The sequence below is a fragment of the Myxococcales bacterium genome (assembly GCA_016717005.1).
GTDB lineage: Bacteria > Myxococcota_A > Polyangia > Haliangiales > Haliangiaceae > UBA2376.
Genome location: JADJUF010000039.1, coordinates 490757 through 513453, shown reverse-complemented (window position 1 = coordinate 513453; position 22697 = coordinate 490757). Strand labels below are relative to the sequence as shown.

Annotated in this window: 16 protein-coding genes and 3 pseudogenes; 11 read left to right on the top strand and 8 right to left on the bottom strand. The window is 73.9% G+C overall.

Annotated features, from left to right (window positions below):
• Positions 1 to 11: 11 nt before the first annotated feature.
• On the bottom strand, positions 12 to 956 hold the full coding sequence (locus IPL61_33190) for a LysR family transcriptional regulator (GenBank protein ID MBK9036048.1): 945 nt from the start codon (positions 954 to 956) through the stop codon (positions 12 to 14).
• A gap of 51 nt (positions 957 to 1007) precedes the next feature.
• Here IPL61_33190 and IPL61_33185 point away from each other — a divergent pair, with 51 nt between their 5' ends.
• Complete coding sequence (locus IPL61_33185; GenBank protein MBK9036047.1) at positions 1008 to 1982, top strand: NAD-dependent epimerase/dehydratase family protein; 975 nt, start codon at positions 1008 to 1010, stop codon at positions 1980 to 1982.
• Between the two features lie 13 nt (positions 1983 to 1995).
• Here IPL61_33185 and IPL61_33180 read toward each other — a convergent pair whose 3' ends face one another.
• The 4 genes from IPL61_33180 to IPL61_33165 form a co-directional block, all read right to left on the bottom strand.
• On the bottom strand, positions 1996 to 3396 hold the full coding sequence (locus IPL61_33180; protein MBK9036046.1) for a PQQ-binding-like beta-propeller repeat protein: 1401 nt from the start codon (positions 3394 to 3396) through the stop codon (positions 1996 to 1998).
• A gap of 43 nt (positions 3397 to 3439) precedes the next feature.
• Positions 3440 to 3976, bottom strand: coding sequence for a hypothetical protein (locus IPL61_33175; protein MBK9036045.1), 537 nt, complete (start codon positions 3974 to 3976; stop codon positions 3440 to 3442).
• A gap of 323 nt (positions 3977 to 4299) precedes the next feature.
• Positions 4300 to 4962: a hypothetical protein gene (locus tag IPL61_33170; GenBank protein ID MBK9036044.1), complete on the bottom strand. Its 663-nt coding sequence runs from the start codon at positions 4960 to 4962 to the stop codon at positions 4300 to 4302.
• 7 nt (positions 4963 to 4969) lie between these two features.
• Complete coding sequence (locus IPL61_33165; GenBank protein ID MBK9036043.1) at positions 4970 to 5473, bottom strand: hypothetical protein; 504 nt, start codon at positions 5471 to 5473, stop codon at positions 4970 to 4972.
• 133 nt (positions 5474 to 5606) lie between these two features.
• Here IPL61_33165 and IPL61_33160 point away from each other — a divergent pair, with 133 nt between their 5' ends.
• A complete protein-coding gene (locus tag IPL61_33160) occupies positions 5607 to 6215 on the top strand; it encodes a tetratricopeptide repeat protein (protein MBK9036042.1) in 609 nt (202 codons plus the stop codon).
• Here the strand turns inward: IPL61_33160 and IPL61_33155 are convergent.
• From IPL61_33155 to IPL61_33145, 3 genes are read right to left on the bottom strand one after another with little or no spacing between them, the layout of a single operon-like run.
• A complete protein-coding gene (locus IPL61_33155; protein ID MBK9036041.1) occupies positions 6106 to 6915 on the bottom strand; it encodes a hypothetical protein in 810 nt (269 codons plus the stop codon). The genes IPL61_33160 and IPL61_33155 overlap by 110 nt on opposite strands.
• Before the next feature lie 34 nt (positions 6916 to 6949).
• Positions 6950 to 7771 (bottom strand): prolipoprotein diacylglyceryl transferase, encoded by an 822-nt coding sequence (locus IPL61_33150; protein MBK9036040.1) that lies wholly within the window; start codon positions 7769 to 7771, stop codon positions 6950 to 6952.
• Positions 7768 to 9168, bottom strand: coding sequence for a hypothetical protein (locus IPL61_33145; GenBank protein ID MBK9036039.1), 1401 nt, complete (start codon positions 9166 to 9168; stop codon positions 7768 to 7770). Before IPL61_33145 ends, IPL61_33150 begins: the two co-directional genes overlap by 4 nt.
• An 80-nt stretch (positions 9169 to 9248) precedes the next feature.
• On the opposite strand from IPL61_33145, the gene IPL61_33140 reads away from it, so the two are divergent.
• The 9 genes and pseudogenes from IPL61_33140 (at position 9249) to IPL61_33100 (ending at position 22696) form a co-directional block, all read left to right on the top strand.
• Positions 9249 to 10337: a hypothetical protein gene (locus tag IPL61_33140; GenBank protein ID MBK9036038.1), complete on the top strand. Its 1089-nt coding sequence runs from the start codon at positions 9249 to 9251 to the stop codon at positions 10335 to 10337.
• Complete coding sequence (locus tag IPL61_33135) at positions 10328 to 11899, top strand: hypothetical protein (GenBank protein MBK9036037.1); 1572 nt, start codon at positions 10328 to 10330, stop codon at positions 11897 to 11899. The genes IPL61_33140 and IPL61_33135 overlap by 10 nt, the downstream gene beginning before the upstream one ends.
• Before the next feature lie 32 nt (positions 11900 to 11931).
• A complete protein-coding gene (locus tag IPL61_33130; GenBank protein ID MBK9036036.1) occupies positions 11932 to 12843 on the top strand; it encodes a CpsD/CapB family tyrosine-protein kinase in 912 nt (303 codons plus the stop codon).
• 215 nt (positions 12844 to 13058) lie between these two features.
• Entirely contained in the window at positions 13059 to 14573 is a 1515-nt protein-coding gene (locus IPL61_33125) for a DUF2330 domain-containing protein (protein MBK9036035.1), read from the top strand.
• A gap of 44 nt (positions 14574 to 14617) precedes the next feature.
• Positions 14618 to 16178: pseudogene (locus IPL61_33120) on the top strand (DUF2330 domain-containing protein).
• Positions 16179 to 16343: 165 nt separating this feature from the next.
• Positions 16344 to 17829: pseudogene (locus tag IPL61_33115) on the top strand (DUF2330 domain-containing protein).
• Positions 17830 to 17867: 38 nt separating this feature from the next.
• Positions 17868 to 19430, top strand: coding sequence for a DUF2330 domain-containing protein (locus IPL61_33110; GenBank protein ID MBK9036034.1), 1563 nt, complete (start codon positions 17868 to 17870; stop codon positions 19428 to 19430).
• A 61-nt stretch (positions 19431 to 19491) separates the two neighbouring features.
• Entirely contained in the window at positions 19492 to 21102 is a 1611-nt protein-coding gene (locus IPL61_33105) for a DUF2330 domain-containing protein (protein ID MBK9036033.1), read from the top strand.
• Between the two features lie 8 nt (positions 21103 to 21110).
• Positions 21111 to 22696 (top strand): annotated as a pseudogene (locus IPL61_33100) (DUF2330 domain-containing protein).
• Position 22697 lies beyond the last annotated feature (1 nt).

Below are 22697 nucleotides of genomic sequence, written 5' to 3'. Positions count from 1 at the left end.
AGCCGCGCGGGTCACGTCCACGGCTGCGTCAGCTCGTCGTGGAGGAACTGCCACAGCACCGCGACCCGCGGCACCCGGCGCAGCGCGACGTGCCCGACCAGCCACAGCTCGCCGATCGGCAGCGCGGCCCAGGCCGCGGTCAGGGCGCGGCCGGGGCGCACCGGCGCCAGGCCCGAGCGCGCGAGGTACGGCTCGGGCGCGAGCGTCACGCCGAGCCCGGCCGCGGCGGCGTTGAGCTGGGCCGCGAACGAGCTGGTGCGCAGCACCGGCGGCGTCGCGACGTGGGCGGTCAGCCAGCGGGCCTCGGGGAGCTGCGCGAGGTCGTGCCCCCACGCGATCCAGCGCGCGGCGTCGAGCGTGCGCAGCCGGCCCAGCTCGGCGGCGTAGGCCGGCGCCGTCGCCGGGACGCTGCGGGTCGCGACCAGGCGCTGCGCGATCAGATCGCCGCGCTCGGGTCGCCGCACCCGCAGCGCCAGATCGGCCTCGCCGCGGGTGAGGTCGGCGTAGCCGACGCTGGCGTCGAGGTCGATGCGCACGCGCGGGTGGCGCGCGTGGAACCGCACCAGCGCGGGCGCGACGAACACGTCGGCGACGCCGGGCGGCACGGTCACTCGCACCACGCCCTCGGCCGCGGCCTCGACCGCGTCGAGCGCGACCCCGAGCTCGCCCATGGCCCGGGCCATGTCCTCGGCCGCGGGCACGAGCTTCTCGCCGGCGGCGGTCAGCACGACGCCGCTGCTGCCGCGCTCGAACAGCGTCACGCCGAGCTCGGCCTCGAGCCGGTCGAGGCGCCGGCTCACCGTCGACACGTCGAGGCCGGCCCGGGGCGCGGCGCCGGCGAGGCGCCCGGCGCGCGCGACGTCGAGGAACACCCGCACCAGGTCCCAGTCGAGGCGCTCGACCCGGGCCCGGGCGCCCTTGCCGGGTCGGGCAGCATTGCGTTCTTGCAATGACATGTTGCCATCTTGAGGATTCCGCCGTGATCTCGCAATGGGCACGCTGACGCCATGCCCCACCCCACCGCGCGTCCCCTCCACGTCGTCCTCGGCGCGGGCCAGATCGGCCCGTTGGTCGCCCGTCGCTTGCGCGCCCGCGGCCTGGCCGTGCGGATGGTCCGCCGCGGGCGCTTCGGCGCCGAGCTGCCGGCCGGCGCCGAGGGTGTGTCGGCCGACGTCACCGACCCGGCGGCGCTGGCGGCGGCGGTCGCGGGCGCGGCCGTCGTCTACCACTGCGTCAACCCGATCTACACGGCGTGGTCCGCGCAGCTGCTGCCGATGACCCGCGCGATCGTCGCCGCGGTCGCCGGCGCCGGCGCCGATCTGGTCGTGCTCGACAACCTGTACATGTACGGGCGCGCGCCCGACGGCGTGATGCGCGAGGACACGCCGGTCGCGCCGTGCTCCCGCAAGGGCGCGCTGCGGGCCGAGGCCGCCGAGCTGCTCGTGGCCGCGCGCGCCCGCGGCGTCGCGGTGACGATCGGCCGCGCCAGCGACTTCATCGGCCCGGGCGCGACCCTGGCGGCGATCTTCGGCGAGCGGTTCTGGCCGCGGGCGCTGGCCGGCAAGGCCGGCGAGGTGCTGGGCGATCCCGACCAGCCGCACTCGTACTCGTACGTCGACGACGTCGCCGACGGCCTGGTCACGCTCGGCACCGATCCGCGCGCGCGCGATCAGCTGTGGCACCTGCCGGTCAACCCGGCCACGTCGACCCGCGCGCTGATCGCGCAGGTCGGGGACGCGCTCGGCGCCGAGCTGGGCGCGACCCGGGTGCCGCTGTGGCTCGTGCGCGGGCTCGGCGTGTTCGCGCCGATGCTGCGCGAGGTCCACGAGATGACGTACCAGTGGCAGGCGCCGTTCGTCCTCGACGACGCCCGCTACCGCGCCACCTTCGGCGTCGGGGCGACGCCGTGGCCCGAGGCGCTGGCCGCGACCATCGCCTGGGCCCGCGCGCGCTACGGCGCGCCGACCTTGGCCGCGGCGTGACCGCTGGCGGGGCTCACCCGCCGCACCAGCCGACCGGCAGATCGGGCACGACGTAGGCGCCGCGGCCGTCGAGCGTCACCCGCGCGGTCGTGGCCCGGGCCCGGCCCTCCCACGCCATCGCGTCGTCGAGCGACGGCGCCACCTGCACCTCGATCACCCCGCGGCCGGTGACGGTGGTCGCGAACGTGCCGTCGGCCGCCAGGGCGACCGGGCGACCGTCGACGGTGACCTGGGCGCTCGCGACCGGACCGCAGCCGCCGGCGATCACGCGGCCGCGGATGTGCGCCGACTCGGCGGGGGTGGTCGGCGGCAGCGCCATGCCGGCCACGCCAGGGCCGACCAGCACCACCGCCGACGGCGAGGTCCACAGCCGGTAGGCCTCGAGGCCGACGCCCACGGTCCAGCCGACCGTGCCACGGGCCCGGTCGATCGCCATCACCTTGCCGGCCTCGGTCGTGACCAGCACGTCGCCGCCGTGGCGCGCGAGCTGTGGCCGACCGTCGAACGTGGCCGGGACGCGCCAGCGCTCGTGGCCGGTCGACAGCTCGAGCGCCACCACCGCGTCGCGATCGATCGCGATCACCTGGGCGTCGTCGATGAGCAGGCTGGCGTTGGTCGGCGCCAGCGCCGGCCGCGCGCGGACCTTGCCGGTCGCGCCGTCGATCAGCTCCAGGCGATCGTTGTACGCGGCGACGATCGTGTCGCGCGCGACCGCCAGGCGATCGGGCGGGGCGGTGAAGTCGTAGGTCCAGCGCGCCCCGCCGGTGGCGAGGTCGTACGCGCGCACGCGCCGCGGGATCGTCATGGTCGGGGTCGGCGCCTGCGGGTCGTACTCCTGCCAGGTGCCGTAGGCGCTGGTGCGGTCGACCTCGACGGTGACGTCCTGGGACCACGCGACCAGCGGCGCGCGCCACCGCTCGCGGCCGGTCGTCAGGTCGAGCCGCACGACCGCGGCGCCGGCGCGCCCGCGGCCGATCACCAGGCCGCCGTCGACGATCGCGTGGCTGTCGAACCAGTCGTCGCCGGCGCCGACCCACGCGACCGCGAGCGCGTCGCCGGTCTCGCGGATGAACGTCGGGCCGTCCCAGGACGCGAGGTAGCCGCCGGGCACGCGCTCCCAGAAGTCGGGCGCGCCGTTGACGCGCAGGCCCGCGATCGCGCGCGTGCGGACCAGCGCGCCGTCGCGGGTGGCGTACTCGGCGACGCCGCCGCCGCCGTCGGCCCAGGCCCGGTCCCAGGCGAACACCCGGTCGTCGATCAGCCCGGCCGCGCCGTCGGCCACGGCCAGCGCCCACGGCGCGGTGATCGCCGCGGCGTCGGCCGGGTGGTTCGACGGCGGCGGTGGCGGTGCGGCGCGGGTGCCGCAGGCCGCCACCGCGAACAGGACCGCGAGCCAGCGCGGGCAGCAGGACATGCTCGGCGTTAGCGCGCCCGCGCGCGCCGCGCAAGCGCCGGGCTCAGCGCAGCGGGAACGGCGTCATGACGTAGTCGCGTCCGGCGCCGTGGCAGCTCGTGCACAGCGTCAGGCCGACGCCGCCGTAGTCAGGCGCGGCGGTCGGCGAGGTCGAGAAGACCTCGTGCCAGTACCAGCCGGCGCCGCCGCGGCTCGCGTCCTCGAGCTTGATCGCTACCGCCCAGCCGCGCAGCGTGTCGCCGGTGTACAGCTCTTTGATCGCCGCCGCGCCGCGCGGGTGCTCGCCGGTGCCAGCCAAGGACGCCATCAGCGACGGCGTCAGGAACGTACGGACGGTGCCCGGGTGCGGCCCGGCGGAGGCGTGCCGACCCGACTCGGCCGGCAGCGTCAGGTAGCTGCCGGCGGCGAGCCAGGCCTGGAGCGCGGCGGGGTCCGACGGGACGTCGACGTCGACGACCGGCGCGTCGAGGCCGGGCGCCGCGTCGGTCGGGTCGGCGCCCGCGCCCGCGCCCGTGTCGGCGCAGGCGATGAGCGCGTGCGCGCCCAGGGTGATCGAGAGGAGGGCAGGTGCGGATCGCATACGCGCACTACGCGGCGCCGCGGCCGCGGTAACGCCGCGCCGACGACGATCGTTCGTCGGCGCAGGACCGGTGCGCTGGCTCACCAGCTTCACGCGGTCGGGCGCCGCGGATCTGGCGGGCCGCCGCGTCGCCGCCGTCGGCGCGAACCTCAGAGCTTGTAAGTTCTTCGGTCGAGCACCGGTCGACGCGCCGGGAGCTTCGCGTCCTGGGTAGGGGCCCTCATCGGGGCTTGCCCCCGATGATGACGGCGCGGTCGGGGCGAGGCCGCTGACCTCGGAGTACCCCTTCACCTGCCTGGGTTCGGCGACGAACCCTCAGGAACTCAGAAGCGGAGGTAGGGGCCGACCGCCAGGTCGAGGCCGCCGAGCGGCGGGCTGGGGCCGTCGACGCGCTCGGTCGCGACCAGCGTGTACGCGACGGCGAGGTTGACGCCGGCGGTGCGCGTGCCGAGCCGCCAGTCGGCGCCGACGCGGATGAACGTGCGGGCCCGGTGGTCGGCGGTGCCGTGCACCGACCAGCGCTCGTCGGCGACGCCGAGGTCGACGCGCGGCTCGGGCACGAACGGGCGCCCGCCGGCCCAGTGCAGGCGCGCGCTGACGGCGAGCGCGCGCCAGCCGACGCGCATGCGGTCGCTGTCGTCGATGCCGACCGCGTAGCTCATCGCCATCCAGCTGGCGCTGACGCCGACGTCGACGATCGGCGCCAGCAGGTAGTGCGCGTCGAGGCGGCCGCCGAGCAGCGGGCGGGCGCGCGCGTCGCGCCAGCCGTAGGCCCGGGCGTCGTCGACGAACCGGTCGGCGCCGCCGTCGAGCTGGGTCACGCGCAGGTCGCCGGTCAGCGTCAGCTGCAGCCGCGGGCGCGCCACCGGGGCGCGCGCCGCCGGCGGATCCGCGGCGATCGCCAGCGGCGGGGTCGCCGACGGCTGGGCCTGGGCCGGCCCGAGCGTCAGCGCCGTCGCGGCGAGCGCGAGCGCGCGCGCCGTCATCCTGGTGCTAGTAGGCATACGTGCCGCCGGAGATCCGGATCTGCAGGTTGTCGACGCGGCACGGCACGGCGCCCGCGGTGATCGTCAGCTCGGCGAAGGTCACCGGCACGTCGGGGTCGACCGGCGGCAGGTTCAGCCAGTGGCGCGCGAACGGGCCCAGGGCGACGTCGTCGAGCTCGAGGTCGAGCGCGAGGCGCTTGTCGGGTCCCGGCAAGGCCCGGAGCGTCAGCGCGCCTGGCCCGACGCAGTCGGTCGACAGCTCGACCCAGTTGCCGTCGCTGTACTCGTCCGCGCCGCGCGCGATCCCGAAGGACTGGCCGGCCCGCGCGCCGGGCGCCAGCGCCAGCGCGTGCTCGCCCGGGTGGTACGTCGTCACCCGGCGGACGTCGCCGACCGTGACCCAGTTGCACAGGTCGCAGCGCTCGAAGTCGTCGCTCCACTGGATGAGGTCGTTGTCGGGCGGCCCCAGGCACGCGGACGCACCCAGCGCCGCGATCGCGATCCACTTCATGGCCGACGACATTTGCACGGGCCGGGCCAGCGCAAGCGAGCGGAACCGCACGCGCGCGGGCCACGCAAGCACGACATCGATGTCCCGCTGCGTCGCTTGTGTCGCGGTCGCGGCGTCGGTGACCATCGCGGCGATGGCCCGGTCACTCGCCCCCGCGCTGGCCGAGCTCGAGCGCCTGCGCGCCGCCGGCGACGACGCCGAGGTCCACCGGCGCGCGACCGCGCTGGCACAGGCCCACCCCGACGACGTGCAGGTCCTCGCGCGCGCGGCCTACGCCTGCGATCGACTCGGGCGCGAGGCCGCGGCGGTCACCTACTATCAGCGCGCGTTCGAGCTGGGCGGCCCGCCCGACGACCGCGCCGGCTTCCTGCTCGGCTTCGGCTCGACCTTGCGCAACGTCGGCCGCGTCGACGACGCGATCGCCGTGCTCGGGCAGGCGGTGCTGGAGTTCCCGGGCGACCCGGCCCTGCGCGCGTTCCTGGCGCTGGCGCTCCACGGCGGCGGTCACGCCGCGCTGGCCCTGGCGACCATGCTCGAGGCCGGGCTGATGTCCGGGCCGACCGCGTTCGCGCCGTACCGGCGCGCGCTCGGCGAGTACCAGCGCGCCCTGCAGGAGGCCGCGGTGCCGCCGCCTACGCCCGACCCAGCCACGCCAGCAGTCGCTGGCCGCGCGGCTCCGGCACCTCGACCCCGAGCTCGGTCGACGCCTCGCCGTGCCAGTCGGAGCCGCCGGTCGCGGTGAGCCCGAGCTCGTCGGCCAGGCGCAGCCAGCGATCGCGCTCGCCGGCGTCGTAGCGGCCGTAGAAGGCCTCGACCCCGTCGAGCCCGTCGGCGCGGTAGCGGCGCAGGAACTTCGGGCCGCGATCGTGGTGCTGGTGCGGGTGGGCCAAGGACGCCCGGGCGCCGACCGCGCGCACCGCGGCCAGGCCGTCGGCGATCGACAGCCGCGCCAGCGGCACGTCGGCCGGGCCGCCGTCGTGGAGCCAGCGATCGAACGCCTCGTCGCGCGTGCGCACGGCGCCCTGGGCGACCAGCGCGTTGGCCACGTCGGGGCGGCCGACCACCCGGCCGTGGGCGCGCGCCAGGATCGGCTCGACGTCGAGCACGATCCCCTGGTGGAACAGCCGCGCGGCGATCGCGCGCAGGCGCTCGCGTCGGGCCGCGGCCTGCTCGGCCAGCAGCGCCTCGAACGCGGGCCAGCGGGGATCGTGGCCGGCGTCGTAGACCAGCACGTGGACCGCGCGGCGATCCTCGACGCAGGTCAGCTCGCACGCGCGGATCGCGCCCGGCACCGCCGCCGCCAGCTCGGCGAACCCCGCGCTCGAGTCGTGATCGGTCAGCGCCATCAGCGTCGGCGCGCGCGCGCGCGCCCGGGCCGCCACCTCGGCGACCGACGCGGTGCCGTCGGACCACGTCGAGTGACAGTGCAGCTCGATGCGCACGCGTCACCGTAGCACGCGGCGGCGCTGGTCCTGGCTACCCTGCCAGCGGCGGCGGCGTCCGGCGCGCCCGCACCGCGGCCACCGCGATCGCCGCCAGCACCGCGAGCGCGAACAGCTGGCCGCTCGACAGCCCGCCGACGAAGCCGCGCACGCCATCGCCGCGCAGGTTCTCGACGCCGAGGCGCCCGACGCAGTACGCGGCGGCCGCGGCCACGAACGTGCGCCCCGATCCGATCCGGGCCGCGCGCCGGTTGTACCGCCACGCGACCAGCGCGATCACCACGCCCAGCGCCGCCTCGTACAGCTGGGTCGGGTGCACCGGGAGCGACGCGTCGCGCGCGGCCGGCACCAGGCCCTGCGCGACGTGATCGCGCCAGGCCGAGCTGCCCCGCGGGAAGCGCACCGCCCACGGCACCGAGCTGATCTGGCCGTAGTCGCAGCCGGCCAGGAAGCAGCCGACCCGGATCAGCGCCAGCGACACGCCCAGCGCCGGGGTGATGCGATCGGCCATCCAGCCGAGCGGGACCTTCACCCGCCGACAGGTCTCGACCATCGCGATGGTCCCGACCAGGTAGCCCCAGTACGAGGTCATCCCGACGAACCACAGCCGGCCGGTCGAGCCAAGCTCGATCAGCACCGGGATCGCGACGCCGCCGGCGATCGCCGTGAGGTACGTCGTGATCACCGCGGTCGCGACCGCGCCGCGGTCGACGTGGTCGCGACGGGCGTGGCGCAAGAGCAGCAGCACCGTCACCAGGCCCGCGACGCCGACCATCGTGAACCAGGTCGGCGCCAGCAGCTGCGCGACCGACATCGGCAGGTACTGCGCCAGCCAGGCGACGACGTGGGATCTCACGCCGGATCCGCGTCGAGCCGCGCGCGCCCGCGCCGCGCCCGCCGCCGCGCCCGCAGCGCCACCGGCAGCGGCACCAGGACCCACGCCAGGCCGACCGCCAGCCCCGGGCTGTGGCGCGAGCGCTGCGCGATCGAGCAGCTGCCGCCGCTGCCGCCGTTGCCGCAGCCGCCGCCGTTGCCGTTGCAGCCGTTGCCGTTGCAGCCGTTGCCGTTGCAGTTGCTGTTGTCGTTGCTGTTGTTGCAGCTGCCGTTGTCGGTGCTGCTGTTGCAGCCGTCGCACCCGCTGCACGAGCCGCAGCCGTCGCTGCCGCCGGTGCCCATGCCGGCGCCGTAGAGCTGGTCGAGGCAGATCTGGAGGTCGTCCTGGCACGAGGGGGTGTCGAGGAAGCTGGCGTTGGCGTCGAGCCCGGCCGGGGTGTCGATCGCGGTCGCGGCGACCCCACAGCTCGAGCCGCGGTCGAGCAGGCACGCGCGGACGTCGGCCAGCGACACCGCCAGGTTGATGCACACCAGCGCGTAGTTGCGGCTGGGGTCGGCGTCGAGCAGCACGCACGCGTCCATGCCCGAGATCGTCGGCCACACCGACTCGCACAGGCCCCCGCCCAGGCAGGTCCCGCACTCGTTCTGGACGCTGCCGGCGCAGTCGGCGAGCGTCGGACCGTAGTTCCAGGATCCGGTCACCAAGGGTGGCGGCGGCAGCGGCGTCGCCGGGGCCGCGAGGCTCGGCCCGGCCGGCGGGCTCGGCGCGGCCTCCGCGTCGGGGCCGAGGCCGAGCGCCGTCACGATCGGGTTCACCAGCAGCACCGGGACGCCGTCGGCGCCCGCCACGAGCGCGGCGACGCTGGCCAGCTGCACGACCGGGCGGACCCGCACCAGGGCCGCGTCCGGGGCGGCGTCGGTCGCCAGCGCCGCGAGGCCGCGCAGGTCGGCCAGGTCGCACGGGCCGCGCGGGCATGGCCACGCCTGGGCGTCGACGTCGATCGCCACCGGCGCCGCCGCCGGCTCGCCGCGCAGCGCCGCCGTGGTCGCGGGGGCGGCCAGCGCCACGGCCGCGCGGGTCGGCGCGGGCTCCGACAGCGCGACCAGGCCCAGCGCGTCGTGGCCGTCGTCGTCGAGCCGCAGGTCGGTCATCGCCAGGGTCCGCACGACGTCGGCGTCGTCGGCGCGCGCGACGACCTCGGCCAGCTCGACCGCCTCGTCGTCGCGCAGCGCCGACGCCAGGACCGCGCGCGCGGCCGCGCGCTGATCGTCGTCCCAGGCGGCCGCGACCTTGGGCGCCACGCCGAGCAGATCGCGCAGCGCGAAGTCGCCCGGGTCGACCGTGGTGTCGGCGGCGCCGCACGCGCCGATCGATAGCCAGATCCCTAGCGATGCCAGTCCCCCCAGACGAGCGCTCATGCCTCACGATCTCATTGACGCCGAGTCCGCGCAACTGGGACCGTCCGCGCGCCGGCTCCCGAACCGCGCTATCGTGGCGCGTGGTCGACTGGTTCGAGGCCGAGGAGCCGCTGCACCTGGCGCTCTACGACGTGGTCGATCGACTGCGGCGGCGGGCCCTGCAGCGCTGGTGGCTGGTGGCGATCCTGACGGTGGTGCTGACCGGGGCCGTCGTGCGCAAGGTCGCGCTCAAGCCGACGATCTACCGAGCCCGCGTCATCCTGGCGATCACCGAGGGCGATCTCAACGCCGGCTTCAACCCGACGCCGCTCGACCAGCTGCGCGACTACGTCGCGAACGTGCTCCTGTCGAGCGACCGGTTGCTCAGGTTCCTCGACGAGCACGAGCTCATGCGGCGCGAGCGGGCGCGGTTCGGCGACGCGGCCGCCGTCGAGGAGTTCCGCGACGGCCTGCAGATCGGGGTCTGGCGCAACTACTTCCAGTACGCGTGGGCGTACGACGAGCGCCGCTCGGCCCGGGTGGCGATCGCCTACAGCGCGGTCGACCCGGCGTTCGCCTACGAGATGGCGCGGGCGCTGGCCCGCGCGGTCCAGGACGGCGAGGCCGATCGCCGCTACCAGGCGGCCCAGGCGCTGGCGGCCCAGGCCCGCGATGGCGTCGCGGCGGCCCGCGCCCGCCTCGACGCGGTCGCGCGCGAGCAGGCCGCGGTCTACGACGAGCTGGCCGCCGCCCAGCGCGAGGGGCAGGTCGACCGGATCGGCGCGCTGCGCGTCCGGGCCAGCACGCTGGCGACCGAGTGGCAGGCCGCGACCCAGGCCTTCGAGGCGGTCGAGGGCCGCACCGACTTCGACACGCTCCAGGCCGAGGTCAACGCCGCCGGCCTCGCGCTCGAGATCGAGATCGTCGATGAGCGGCGGCCGCCGGTCGACCACGGCGGGCGCCTGCCGACGCTGATCCTGACCGCGGTGGTCGCGCTCCTGATCATCGGGCCGCTGTCGATCCTGGTGGTGGGTGCCTTCGACACCAAGGTCCACGACGCCGACGACATCCGCCGGATGGCCCTGCCGCTGGTCGGGCACGTCCCTGGCTTCCCGGGCGACGACGTCGGATCGCTCCGCCAGCGTGGCGTCGGCGCCCGTCGTGTACCATCCTACCGACGATGGCTGTGACCCCCACGACCGCGCGCGACCGGCTCGATCAGCTGCTGCGCTTCCTGCACCGCGCCAGCCGGTACTGGTGGCTGACCGTCGGGCTGATCGTGGTCGGGGCCGTCCTGTCGGTGCTGTTCGCGCTGTCCCGCCCCAAGGTCTACCAGTCGGGCGCGGTGCTGTACTACCAGGAGCGCCTGCAGACGAGCTTGCTGCAGAACCGCGAGGTCTCGACGATGCACCGCAACATCGGCGAGCGCTACCGCGAGCTGCTCCTGGCGCGCAGCTCGCTCGTCGACGTGATCCGCGACGCCGAGGTCAACCCGTTCCCTGACCTGCTCGCCGCCGAGGGCGAGGACGTTGCGGTCGAGGAGCTGCGCCTGCGGATCGGCTTCCGGCCGCGCGGCGCCAACACCTTCGTCATCACCTACCAGGATCCCGATCCCGATCGCGCCAAGGCCGTGACCCAGCGGCTGACCACGCTCTTGCGCGACAAGGCGGCCGCGGTCCGGGTCGAGTCGGCCCAGGCCACCGCCAAGTTCGCCGCCGGGTTGCGGGGCGAGGCCATCGATCTGCTGCGCGCCCGGCAGCGGACGCTCAACCAGTTCCTCGTGGCTCACCCCGAGTTCGTCAGCGAGAACAACGCGGGCAACGGCGAGGGCGCCGCGGTGCGGGCCATGCAGGATCGCAACGCCCGGCCGACCTCGTCGGGGCCGACCACCTCGGTGCTGCAGGCGCTCGAGCGCCAGCGCGCCCGCATCAAGGCGCGGATCGACAACCCCAACGCGCCGGTCCCGACCCCGGCGCCGGTCCGGCGCGAGCGCACGCCCGAGCAGCTCGCGGCCGACGCCAAGGTGGCCGAGGTCGAGCGCGAGGTCGCGGCCGCGAGCCGCCGGGTCGAGGACGCCCAGGCCAAGTTCACCGACCGCCATCCCGAGATGCTCAAGGCCAAGGAGGCGCTGGCGTCGGCCCAGGCCCGGCTGCGCGCCGCCAAGGCCGCGGTCCCGCCCGACAAGGTCGTCGTCGTCGACGATCCGCTCCCGTCGACGCCGGTCGATCCGGCCCAGCTCCAGCGGCTCCTGGCCGACATCGAGCGCCAGATCGCCGCCGAGCGAGGGCGCACCAGGCCCGGCGCTGGGGTCGCCGTCACCCCCGACGGCGGCGCCGCCACCGCCGCCGCCGCCGCCGCCAGCTCGGTGGTCAAGCTCGAGGACGACTACCAGCAGCTCAAGCTCGACGTCGACGAGCAGAAGCAGCGCGTCGACAGCCTCGCCGACAGCGCGTTCCGCACCGAGCTCGAGGCCCAGCAGCGCATCGCCGAGCAGGGCGACAGCCTGTCGATCGTCGACGGCGCCTACCGGCCGCTGCGGCCGATCGGCAAGCCCAAGAAGAAGCTGGTCATGGTCGGCCTGGTCGTGTTCACCCTGCTGGGCATCGCGCTGGCCCTGGGCCTGGCGCTGCTCGACGACCGCATCTACCAGCGCGACGACCTGCTCGCGGTCTCGTCGACGCCGGTCCTCGCCGTCATCCCGCGGGCCCGGGCTCGGCGGCGGCGGCGGTTCGGCAAGCGTGCGGACGCGTAGGTCGGACCGGCTGTGATACCCTCGAGGTCCGCATGGTGAAGCGCGGCAAGTTCGGCGATCGGCCCGGCTCCGACGACCCGCTCGAGGTCGCGACCCGGGCGGTCGCGCCGATGCCGTTGACCACGCAGCCGATGGTGGCGGTGCGCCCCGACGGCGTCGAGCCGCGCAGCCTGGCGCACACGGTCAACCTCGCCGACGCCGCCCGCACCGCGATGATCCAGGCGGCGGGCGTGCCGTCGGTGCTCGCCGAGCGCGCGCCGGCGCCGATCGATCAGGAGCCGCCCGAGATCGGCCTGACCCAGCACCACCTGCCCGAGGACCGCAAGCCAGACCCCCGGTTGATCCTGCACCTCGCGCCGGACTCCGAGCGCGCGGCCCAGTTCCGCGTGCTGCGCCACCACATGCTCGCGGCCGGGCGGCCCCAGGTGATCGTCGTGACCAGCCCCGGCCCCGGCGACGGCAAGACCACCACCGCCGTCAACCTGGCGCTGGCGCTGGCCGAGTGCAACCGCGCCAAGGTGCTGCTGGTCGAGACCCACCTGCGGCGGCCGCAGCTCGCCAGCGTGTTCGCGTTCGTGCCGCCGTGGTGCTTCGCCGAGCAGCTGGCCGCGCACCGGCACCAGCCGCTCTTGCCCTGGGGCATGATCGACATCCCGCAGCTGTGGCTGCACGTGGCCGCGGTCAACCCCAAGGCGGATCAGGTCCAGCTCCTCGACGCGCCGGCGTTCGCGATCGCGATGGAGCGCCTGCGCCTGGGTGGCTACGATCACATCGTCATCGACGCGCCGCCGGTGGCGGGCAGCGCCGAGGTCAACCTGCTGCAGGACGCCGCCGACGGCGTGCTGCTGGTGTCGCGCGCCCGCCGCACCACCCGCCGTCAGCTCCGCGCCGCGATCGAGCAGCTGTCGTCGCGCAAGGTGCTCGGCACCGTGATGCTCGAGTAGCGACGCGCGCCGTCATGCGTCGACGGCGCGACGGCGCGCCCGCGGCGCATTGCTTGCGTCGTCATCACTTGTAACCGCGCGGCGACAATCACGAAATCGCGCGGCGCAGGCCAAGGACACGCTCCGCGCGTTTGTCTATCATCGCGCCCACGCGTCTCGACGCGGGGGACCGACGGCGCCATGCCGTGCGGCCTCCGTGCGCGCCCGGAGTCCACATGAGCAAGCGCCTCGTCCTCGCCGCGACCGCGGCCCTCGCCTTCGCGGCGCCGTCCGCCGCCCAGGCCTTCTGCGGCTTCTACGTCGGGGGCGGCGGGGCCGACCTGTTCAACAACGCCACGCAGGTGGTGCTGATGCGGTCGGGGACACGGACGGTGCTGGCGATGCAGAACAACTACCAGGGGCCGCCGACGGACTTCGCGATGGTGGTGCCGGTGCCGGTGGTGCTGCACGAGGAGGACGTCAAGACGCTGCCGCGGGAGGTGTTCGCGAAGGTGGACCAGATGGGATCGCCGCGGCTGGTCGAGTACTGGGAGCAGGACCCCTGTCAGCCCGACATGTACAGGGACTACGGGCCGATGCCGACGCCGATGGCGATGGCGGGCGCGGCCGACGAGAGCGTCAAGTCGTCCGACGACCTGGGCGTGACGATCGAGGCGCAGTTCACGGTGGGGGAGTACAAGATCTTGATCCTGTCGGCGACGGACTCGTCGGGGCTGGACACGTGGCTGCGGCGGGAGCGGTACAGCATCCCGAAAGGGGCGGAGCCGCTCTTGCGGCCGTACGTCGAGGGCGGGTCGAAGTTCTTCGTGGCGAAGGTGGACCCGAAGAAGGTGACGTTTGTGGACGGGATGGCGGCGCTGTCGCCGCTGCGGTTCCACTACGACGCGGACGAGTTCAGCCTGCCGATCCGGCTGGGGCTGGCGAACTCGAACGGGACGCAGGACCTGATCGTGAACATCCTGGCGCCGAGCCAGCGGTACGAGCTGGCGAACTACGGGAACGTGACGATCCCGACGAACCTGGACGTCAAGGCGGAGACGAAGACGCAGTTCGGGGCGTTCTACGCGGCGCTGTTCGACCGGACGGTCGAGCAGAACCCCGGGGCGGTGATCACCGAGTACGCGTGGGACGCGTCGACGTGCGATCCGTGCCCGGGCCCGCAGCTCGACGGCGAGGACTTCCTGACCTTGGGCGCGGACGTCCTGGGTGGGGACTACTGGAGCCTGGTGCTGACGCGGCTGCACGCGCGCTACGGCAAGAGCGACATGAAGGCGGACCTGGTGTTCAAGGCGGCGGGGCCGATCGTGGGCGGGCGGGAGTTCGTGGTGGACGAGGCGACGCACAAGCTCGAGGAGCGGTCGCGGCCGGACGAGACCAACAACTTCCAGGCGCGGTACGCGATCCGGCACGCGTGGACCGGGCCGGTGACGTGCGCGGACCCGCAGCGCGGGCGCTGGGGCGGGCCGCCCGGGGATCAGATCGCCGACGAGCCGCAGGCGGCGACCAACATCGCGTTCGCGCCGCGGGGCCAGGTGTCGCTGCCGGACCTGGTGACGCAGGACATCCCGGAGATCGGCGTGCAGGCGGGCGTGCCGCTGCCGGGCAAGGTCAGCAAGGCCGCGTACCCGGGCTGCACGTGCGCGACGTCGACCGGCGCGGCCGGCGGGCTGGCGTTCGCGGGCGGCGCGGGCGCGGTGCTGGCGTTGACGCTGCGCCGGCGGCGACGCTGAGCGCGCGCCGCTCTCTTCACCATGGCAACCACCAGGAGCACTCGATGAACAAGCTCGTCGCCACCACCCTCGCGCTCGGCGCGTCGCTCGTGACCGCCTCGACGGCGCGCGCGTTCTGCGGGTTCTACGTCAACGGCGCGGGCAGCGAGATGTTCAACGACGCGACGCAGGTGGTGCTGATGCGGTCGGGCACGCGCACCGTGCTGGCGATGCAGAACAACTACCAGGGGCCGCCGGAGGCGTTCGCGATGGTGATCCCGGTGCCGACGGTGCTGCAGAAGGAGGACGTCAAGACGCTGCCCAAGGACGTGTTCGGGCGGGTCGATCAGATGGGCGCGCCGCGGCTGGTCGAGTACTGGGAGCAGGACCCGTGCTACGTCGAGCCGCCGAGGACGAAGTCCGACCGCAAGGAGGGCCGCTACGAGATGGCGGCGCAGCCGCCGATGCCCAGCCTCGCCGGCAACCACGGGGTCACGGTCGAGGCCAAGTTCGAGGTCGGCGAGTACCAGATCGTGATCCTGTCGGCCAAGGACGCGGCCGGGCTCGACGCGTGGCTGCGCGAGGAGAAGTACCAGATCCCGCCCGGGGCCGAGCCGTTCTTGCGGCCGTACGTCGAGGCCGGGATGAAGTTCTTCGTGGCCAAGGTCGACCCGGCCAAGGTGATGTTCAAGGACGGGCGCGCGGCGCTGTCGCCGCTGCGGTTCCACTACGACACCGACGACTTCAACCTGCCGATCCGGCTGGGCCTGGCCAACTCGCGCGGCACGCAGGACCTGATCGTGAGCATCCTGGCGCCCAACCAGCGCTACCAGGTCGCCAACTACGGCAACGTCACGATCCCGACCAACCTCGACGTCAAGGACGCGGTGAAGGACAAGTTCGGCGAGTTCTACGCGGCCCTGTTCGACCGGACGATCGAGAAGAACCCGGGGGCGGTGGTGACCGAGTATGCGTGGGCCGCGAACACCTGCGACCCGTGCCCGGGGCCGGTGATCGACATGGGCGAGCTGGCGACCCTGGGGCTCGACGTGCTCGGCGGCGCCGAGGGCGCGGCGGCGCCGTTCGGCGGCGACGCGAGCATGGTGCTGACGCGCCTGCACGCGCGCTACGGCAAGACCGTGACCGAGGACCTGGTGTTCAAGGCGGCCGAGCCGATCGTCGGCGGGCGCGAGTTCCTGCCAGGCTGGCGGCAAGCTCGAGGAGCGGTCGCGGCCGGACTCGATCAACAACTTCCAGGCGCGGTACGCGATCCGGCACGAGTGGACCGGGCCGATCACCTGCAAGGATCCGGTGCGCGGGCGCTGGGGCGGGCCGCCGGCGGGCGTGACCGGCGGTGGCGTCAAGCCGGCGCTGGATCTGGCGTTCGCGCCGCGGGGCGCGGCCAAGCTGCCCGACCTGGTGCGCCAGGACATCCCCGAGCTCGGGGTCACGGCCGTCGCGAGCGCCGACACCGCGCTGCCGAATCCGCCGCGCGGCCGACACGCTGCCGCCACCGGGATCCGCCAGGCCAAGAAGAAGAGTGGCTGCGGCTGCGCGACCGATGCCGGCGACGGCGGCCTGGCGATGGCCGCTGGTGGGGGGCGCTCGGGGTCGCCGCGCTGGTGACGCTGCCGCGCGGGCGCCGGCGTGGCGGCGCCCGGCTCGATCCTCGACCCACCAGGAGGCCCATGCACAAGATCCTCGCGACGACCCTGCCCTCGGCGCTGGCGCTGACGGCGCCGCGAGGCGCGGGCGTTCTGCGGCTTCTACGTCAACGGCGCAGGCTCGGAGATGTTCAACGACGCGACGCAGGTGGTGCTGATGCGCTCGGGCACGCGGACCGTGCTGGCGATGCAGAACAACTACCAGGGGCCGCCCGAGGCGTTCGCGATGGTGATCCCGGTGCCGACGGTGCTGCAGGAGGCCGACGTCAAGACGCTGCCGCCGGAGGTCTTCACGCACGTCGATCAGATGGGCGCGCCGCGCCTGGTCGAGTACTGGGAGCAGGATCCGTGCGGTGCGCCCGATCGCTACGCCATGAAGTCGGTGCCGTCGGGCCTGGCGCCGGCCGCGGGGCCCGGCGCTGGCGGCGCGCGACCTCGGCGTGACGATCGAGGCGCAGTTCACGGTGGGCGAGTACCAGATCGTGGTGCTGTCGGCGAAGGACTCGACGGGGCTCGACACGTGGCTGCGGCAGGAGCACTACCAGATCCCGCCGGGGGCGGAGCCGTTCCTGAAGCCGTACGTGGCGGCGGGGATGAAGTTCTTCGTGGCGAAGGTCGACCCGGCCAAGGTCAAGTTCGTCGACGGGCGGGCGGCCTTGTCGCCGCTGCGGTTCCACTACGACACGGACGACTTCAGCCTGCCGATCCGGCTGGGGCTGGCGAACTCGAGCGGGACGCAGGATCTGATCGTGAGCATCCTGGCGCCGGGGCAGCGGTACGAGGTCGCGAACTACGGCAACGTGACGATCCCGACGAACCTCGACGTGAAGGACGCGGTCCGGGACAAGTTCGGGGAGTTCTACGCGGCGTTGTTCGACCGGACGATCGAGAAGAACCCGGGCGCGGTGGTGACCGAGTACGCGTGGCAGGCGACCAACTGCGATCCGTGCCCGGGGCCGGTGATCAACATGAGCGAGCTGTCGACGCTCGGGCTCGACGTGCTCGGCGGCGCCAAGGGCGCGGCGGCGCCGTTCAGCGGCGACGCGATGAGCATGGTGCTGACGCGGCTGCACGCGCGCTACGGCAAGACCGTGACCGAGGACCTGGTCTTCAAGGCGGCCGAGCCGATCGTCGGCGGGCGCGAGTTCCTGCAGGACGGCGGCAAGCTCGAGGAGCGGTCGCGGCCGGCGTCGCAGAACAACTTCCAGGCGCGGTACGCGATCCGGCACGAGTGGACCGGGCCGATCACGTGCAAGGCCCCGGTGCGCGGGCGCTGGGGCGGGCCGCCCGCGGGCGTGACCGGTGGTGGCGTCAAGCCGGCGCTGGACCTGGCCTTTGCGCCCCGTGGGACCGCCAAGCTGCCGGAGCTGGTGCGCCAGGACATCCCCGAGCTCGAGGTCAAGGCGACGGCCGCGGCCGCGGCCCCCGAGCCGGCGACGGCGAATCCTCCGCCGACGACCGCGCCGCCGACGACCGCGCCCGCGACGACCGCGCCGCCGAAGAAGAAGAGCGGCTGCGGCTGCGCGACCGACGACGGCGGCGGCGGGGCGCTGGCGCTGGTCGGCGGCCTCGGGGTCGCCGCGCTGGTGACGCGTCGGCGCCGACGCGCCTGAGCAGACGAACCCTCTCAAGATCCATCAGGAGCACGATCATGCACAAGACCATCGCGACGACACTGGCCCTGGGGGCGCTGGCGCTGACGGCCCCGCGGGCCGAGGCGTTCTGCGGCTTCTACGTCAACGGCGCGGGCTCGGAGATGTTCAACGACGCCACCCAGGTGGTGTTGATGCGCTCGGGCACGCGGACCGTGCTGGCGATGCAGAACAACTACCAGGGGCCGCCCGAGGCGTTCGCGATGGTGATCCCGGTGCCGACGGTGCTGCAGGAGGCCGACGTCAAGACGCTGCCGCAGGAGGTCTTCACGCACGTCGACCAGATGGGCGCGCCGCGCCTGGTCGAGTACTGGGAGGAGGACCCGTGCGCGCCTCAGGTCCGCTACGAGCGGGCGCGCAACCAGGCGATGCCCGCGCCGCCGGCCGCGGGCATCGCGCTCGGCGACTCGGCCGGGTTCGGCGTGACGATCGAGGCGCAGTTCACGGTGGGCGAGTACCAGATCGTGATCCTGTCGGCGAAGGACGCGACCGGGCTCGACGCCTGGCTGCGCTCGGAGCACTACCAGATCCCGCCGGGGGCGGAGCCGTTCCTGAAGCCGTACGTGGCGGCGGGGATGAAGTTCTTCGTGGCCAAGGTCGACCCGGCCAAGGTGAAGTTCGTCGACGGGCGGGCGGCCTTGTCGCCGCTGCGGTTCCACTACGACACGGACGACTTCAGCCTGCCGATCCGGCTGGGGCTCGCGAACTCGAGCGGGACGCAGGACCTGATCGTCTCGATCCTGGCGCCGGGGCAGCGGTACGAGGTCGCGAACTACGGCAACGTGACGATCCCGACGAACCTCGACGTGAAGGACGCGGTCCGGGACAAGTTCGGCGAGTTCTACGCGGCGTTGTTCGACCGGACGATCGAGAAGAACCCGGGCGCGGTGGTGACCGAGTACGCGTGGCAGGCGACCAACTGCGACCCGTGCCCGGGGCCGGTGATCGACATGGGCGAGCTGGCGACGCTGGGGCTCGACGTGCTCGGCGGCGACAAGGGCAAGGCGGCGCCGTTCAGCGGCGACGCGATGAGCATGGTGCTGACGCGCCTGCACGCGCGCTACGGCAAGACCGTGACCGAGGACCTGGTCTTCAAGGCGGCCGAGCCGATCGTCGGCGGGCGCGAGTTCCTGCAGGACGGCGGCAAGCTCGAGGAGCGGGCGCGGCCGGCGGGGATGAACAACTTCCAGGCGCGGTACGCGATCCGGCATGAGTGGACCGGGCCGATCACCTGCAAGGATCCGGTGCGCGGCCGCTGGGGCGGACCGCCCGCCGGCGTGACCGGCGGCGGCGTCAAGCCGGCGCTGGATCTGGCGTTTGCGCCTCGTGGGACCGCCAAGCTGCCGGAGCTGGTGCGCCAGGACATCCCCGAGCTCGAGGTCAAGGCGGCGGCGGCGGGCACGACCGCGGACCCGGCGACGCCGTCGACCACGCTGCCCAAGACGCTGCCGCCCGGGGATCCGCCGGCCAAGAAGAAGAGCGGCTGCGGCTGCGCGACCGACGACGGCGACGCGGCGGGGCGCTGGCGCTGGTGGGCGGCCTCGGGGTCGCCGCGCTGGTGACGCGCCGGCGCCGGCGCGCGTGACCCCCTCGATCGATCGACGACGTACAAGGAGCACACCCATGCACAAGATCCTCGCCACCACCCTCGCGCTCGGCGCGTCGCTGCTCACCGCCTCGACGGCGCGGGCGTTCTGCGGCTTCTACGTCAACGGCGCGGGCTCGGAGATGTTCAACGACGCCACCCAGGTGGTGCTGATGCGCTCGGGCACGCGGACGGTGCTGGCGATGCAGAACAACTACCAGGGGCCGCCCGAGGCGTTCGCGATGGTGATCCCGGTGCCCACGGTCTTGCAGGAGGCCGACGTCAAGACGCTGCCGCAGGAGGTCTTCGCGCACGTCGACCAGATGGGCGCGCCGCGGCTGGTCGAGTACTGGGAAGAGGACCCGTGCATGGTCCAGTACCCGGCCAGCGCGACCACCGGCATCGGCCAGGGCTACGGCCGTGGCGGCGGCGGCGGCGTCCAGAAGAACAAGGACCTCGGCGTGACGATCGAGGCGCAGTTCACGGTGGGCGAGTACCAGATCGTGGTGCTGTCGGCGAAGGACTCGACGGGGCTCGACACGTGGCTGCGGCAGGAGAAGTACCAGATCCCGCCGGGCGCGGAGCCGTTCCTGAAGCCGTACGTGGCGGCGGGGATGAAGTTCTTCGTGGCGAAGGTCGACCCGGCCAAGGTCAAGTTCGTCGATGGGCGGGCGGCCTTGTCGCCGCTGCGGTTCCACTACGACACGGACGACTTCAGCCTGCCGATCCGGCTGGGGCTGGCGAACTCGAGCGGGACGCAGGATCTGATCGTGAGCATCCTGGCGCCGGGGCAGCGGTACGAGGTCGCGAACTACGGCAACGTGACGATCCCGACGAACCTCGACGTGAAGGACGCGGTCCGGGACAAGTTCGGCGAGTTCTACGCGGCCCTGTTCGACCGGACGATCGAGAAGAACCCGGGGGCGGTGGTGACCGAGTACGCGTGGCAGGCGACGAACTGCGATCCGTGCCCGGGCCCGGTGATCAACATGAGCGAGCTGTCGACGCTGGGGCTCGACGTGCTCGGCGGCGCCAAGGGTGCGGCGGCGCCGTTCCAGGGCAACGCGATGACCATGGTGCTGACGCGGCTGCACGCGCGCTACGGCAAGACCGTCACCGAGGACCTGGTGTTCAAGGCGGCCGAGCCGATCGTCGGCGGGCGTGAGTTCCTGCAGGACGGCGGCAAGCTCGAGGAGCGGGCGCGGCCGGCGTCGCAGAACAACTTCCAGGCGCGGTACGCGATCCGGCACGAGTGGACCGGGCCGATCGCGTGCAAGGCGCCGGTGCGCGGGCGCTGGGGCGGGCCGCCCGCCGGCGTGACCGGCGGCGGGGTCAAGCCGGCGCTGGACCTGGCGTTCGCGCCACGGGGCGCGGCCAAGCTGCCCGAGCTGGTGCGCCAGGACATCCCGGAGCTCGAGATCAAGGCCGTGGCGGCCGGGGCGGCCGCACCGAATCCACAGACCGGACCCGGCCCTGGATCGTCAGATCCCGACAAGGCCGTGCCGCCGCCCGCTCCGCCGACCCCGCCCGCGACCAAGCACGGGTGCGGCTGCGGGGCGTCGTCGCCGACCGAATCCGCGCTGGGGGTCGGCCTCGGCGGTCTCGCCCTGGCTACCATCCTCCGTCGTCGTCGCCGCCTCACCTCGTAGGAGCCCGCATGCGTCGTCTCGTCCTCGCCGTCACGACCCTCGCCCTCGCGGTGTCCGCGCCCCGCGCGGCCCACGCCTTCTGCGGGTTCTACATCAACGGCGCCGGGTCGGAGATGTTCAACGACGCGACGCAGGTGGTGCTGATGCGCAAGGGCACGCGCACCGTCCTGTCGATGCAGAACAACTACCAGGGGCCGCCGTCGGACTTCGCGATGGTGATCCCGGTGCCGACGGTGCTGCAGGAGGCCGACGTCAAGACCCTGCCCAAGGACGTGTTCACCCGCGTCGACACGATGGGCTCCCCGCGGCTGGTCGAGTACTGGGAGCAGGACCCGTGCGGCCGCGACGAGTGGGATGACCGCCGCTTCCGCGGCGGCATGAAGGGGCGCGCCAGCGCGGCGCCGGCGATGGATCTGGCCAGCAAGGACGACGATCTGGGCGTGACGATCGAGGCCAAGTTCACGGTCGGCGAGTACCAGATCTTGATCCTGTCGGCGAAGGACTCGACCGGGCTCGACACCTGGCTGCGGCAGGAGCACTACCAGATCCCGCCGAGCGCGGAGGCGTTCCTGAAGCCGTACGTGGCGGCGGGGATGAAGTTCTTCGTCGCGAAGGTCGACCCGGCCAAGGTCAAGTTCGTCAACGGGCGCGCGGCGCTGTCGCCGCTGCGGTTCCACTACGACAGCGACGACTTCAGCTTGCCGATCCGGCTGGGGCTGGCGAACTCGAGCGGGACGCAGGATCTGATCGTCTCGATCCTGGCGCCGCGCCAGCGCTACGAGGTCGCGAACTACGGCAACGTGACGATCCCGACCAACCTCGACGTGCGCGACGCGGTCCGGACCTCGTTCGGGTCGTTCTACGCGGCGCTGTTCGACCGGACCGTCGCGAAGAACCCGGGCGCGGTCGTGACCGAGTACGCGTGGACCGCCTCGAGCTGTGACCCGTGCCCGGGGCCGACGCTGGGCGCCAACGACTTCTTCCTGCTCGGCGCCGACGTGCTCGAGGGTCCGGCGGCGACGCCGACCCGGTACGGCGGCTACGACTTCGTGCTGACGCGCCTGCACGCGCGCTACGGCAAGACGATCAGCGAGGACCTCGTGTTCACGCAGGCGGCGCCGATCGTCGGCGGCGCGAGCAGCGGGTCAACGGCAAGCTCGAGGAGCGGTCGCAGCCGGCGTCGCAGAACAACTTCCAGGCGCGCTACGCGATCCGGCACTGGTGGACCGGGCCGATCACCTGCAAGAGCCCGGTGCGCGCGCGCTGGGGCGGGCCGCCCAGCGGCGGCCGCAACCAGGCGATCGCCGGCACCGGCACCGCGTTCGTGTCGCGCAAGGCCAACCTGCCGCGGCTGCTCGTGACCTCGGCGCCCGAGATCGGCGTGCGCGCGTACAAGCGCCGCAAGCCCAAGCCCCGGGTCGAGGCGCCGCTGCCCAAGCCCCAGGCGCCCGCGGGCGCGCTCACCCTCGACCACGGCGCCGGCTGCTCGACCGGCGGCGCCAGCGATCTCGGGACGCTCGGCGCGCTCGGGATCGGGCTCGGCGGCCTCGCCGTCGCGTGCATCCTCCGTCGTCGTCGCCGCCACCACGCCTAGG